This is a genomic window from Mesorhizobium sp. WSM4837, from assembly GCF_055811435.1.
The window spans coordinates 1-2,430 of sequence record NZ_JBVVQE010000169.1 but is presented as its reverse complement, the minus strand read 5'-3'; the positions used below and the strand labels follow the sequence as shown (position 1 = coordinate 2,430).

Annotated in this window: 2 protein-coding genes; both read left to right on the top strand. The window is 62.7% G+C overall.

From position 1 onward, the window contains the following. Positions 1-185: 185 nt before the first annotated feature. Positions 186-1,700 (top strand): IS21 family transposase, encoded by a 1,515-nt coding sequence (gene istA, locus AC0L3D_RS36380; protein WP_473647497.1) that lies wholly within the window; start codon positions 186-188, stop codon positions 1,698-1,700. Beyond that, on the top strand, positions 1,697-2,430 hold a 734-nt coding region (istB, locus tag AC0L3D_RS36375), incomplete at its 3' end, for an IS21-like element helper ATPase IstB (protein WP_473647496.1). The genes istA and istB, both read left to right, overlap by 4 nt.

Sequence of the window (2,430 nt, the reverse complement as noted above, 5' to 3'; positions counted from 1 at the left end):
TGCGCGGCGACAATCAAGGTGAGACTCAGCGTCAATCAGGATGAGACTCGGCGGCGGGGGTGTGACGAAGGGAGGGCGTAGCCCGACCGGAGTTGCACTCCCGCCGCGGCGTAATTTTTCGGCGTCTCATGATCGCGGTTGGCCCGGTAGCGTGGGTGATTTTCTGAGACTGGAGAATCACCTTTGTGCCGGGTCGCCATGTAACCGATCATCAGACGAGGCTTTTTATGAAGTACCGACAAAACAATTCCATCGAGGTCTCCGCCGCCAAGGCGTCGATCAGCCGGGCGACAGCTTACCGCATCGAGAAGGAAGCGCGTCTTCCATCGCAGAGCAGGCCGCCGCGCGACCGGCGTCGCCCCGATCCTCTTGAGCATATCTTCGATGCTGAGGTTGTTCCGCTCCTCAAGGCCGCTCCCGGCATCCGTGCGGTCGCCGTTTACAATGAGATGCTGCGGCGTCATCCGGAACTGTCCGAAGGTATTCGCCGCACGCTTGAGCGGCGTATCCGATCATGGCGGGCTGTTCACGGTCAGGAGCAGGAAGTGATCTTCCGTCAGACGCACGAACCCGGTCGGTTGGGACTGTCGGATTTTACCGACATGGGCAGCCTCGGCGTGACGATCGCCGGCCAGCCGCTCGACCATCTGCTCTATCACTTCCGGCTGGTCTGGTCGGGCTTCGAGCACGCCCATGTCATCCTTGGCGGCGAAAGCTTCGTCGCTCTGGCAGAGGGCCTGCAGAACGCGCTGTGGTCGGTCGGCGGTTCGCCGCTCTATCATCGCAGCGACAGCTTGTCGGCCGCCTTCCGTAATCTCGATGCCGACGCCAAGGTCGATCTGACGCATCGCTACGAGGAACTGTGCGGCCATTATCGCATGACGGCGACGCGCAACAACAAGGGCGTCGCGCACGAGAACGGCTCGATCGAAAGCTCCCACGGCCATCTCAAGAACGCGGTCCGCGATGCGCTACTGATGCGCGGCACCAGGGACTTCGACGATCTCGGCTCCTACCGCGCCTTCATCGATGAGATCGTCAGCCGCCGCAATGCCGCACATGGCAAGCGCATTGACGCTGAGCGCCCGCATTTGCAGGAACTTCCCGACCGCCGCACCACCGACTTCGAAGAGGTGGTCGTCACGGTGTCGCGCACCGGCGGCTTCACCTTGCGCAAGGTCTTCTACACTGTGCCTTCCCGCCTGATCGGACATCGGCTTCGCGTCCGGCTGTTCGACGATCGCCTCGAGGTCTTCATCGGCGGGACGCATCTGATGACGTTGCCCCGAGGACGCGGCCATGCCGACGGCCGGCACGACCAGGTCGTCAATTACCGGCACGTCATTCATTCCCTGCGCAAGAAGCCGATGGCGCTCCGGGGTCTCGTCTATCGCGACAAGCTCTTTCCCCGGCTGGAATATCGTAGAGCCTTCGACGTTCTCATCGAGCAACTGCCCGACAAACAGGCTTGCAAGATTGCCGTCGAACTGTTGGCGCTGGCTCATGATCGTGGCTGCGAACGTGAACTGGCTGAGGAGCTTGCCAGAACGCTCAACGCCGGCGAACTGCCTGATCTGGCCGCCCTGAGAGCGCTCTTCGGCCCGGATCCGGCCCGGTTGCCGACTGTTCATGTGCAACTCGCTTCGCTCAATGGCTATGAAGCCCTGATCGGGACGGCCTATGCGGGAGAGGTCGCATGAAGAGCATCCACACAATAGATGAAGCACGCCTCGGCATCATGCTCAACGAGCTCCGGCTGCCGACAATCAAGACGCTCTGGCCGCAGTTCGCCGAACAGGCCGACAGAGAGGGATGGCCCGCCGCCCGGTTCCTCTCGGCCATCGCCGAGCATGAGCTGGCCGAGCGGGCGCACCGCCGGATCGAACGCCACCTCGCCGAGGCGCACCTGCCGCCCGGGAAGACCCTCGACAGCTTCGCCTTCGACGCCGTGCCGATGGTCTCCAAGGCCCAGGTGATGGCGATCGCCGCCGGCGACAGCTGGCTCGCAAAGGGCGCCAACATCCTGTTGTTTGGCCCGCCCGGCGGCGGAAAGAGCCATCTCGCCGCGGCCATCGGCCTCGCCCTGATCGAGAACGGCTGGCGCGTGCTGTTCACCCGCACGACCGATCTCGTCCAGAAGCTTCAGGTCGCGCGGCGGGAGCTCCAGCTCGAATCCGCCATCGCAAAGCTCGACAAGTTCGATCTGCTCGTCCTCGACGACCTGGCTTACGTCACCAAGGACCAGGCCGAAACGAGCGTGCTCTTCGAACTCATCTGCGCAAGATATGAGCGGCGCTCCATCATGATCACCGCCAATCAGCCCTTTGGAGAATGGAACAGGGTCTTTCCGGATCCCGCCATGACCCTCGCCGCGGTCGATCGGCTTGTTCATCACGCAACGATCTTCGAGATGAATGTCGAAAGCTACCG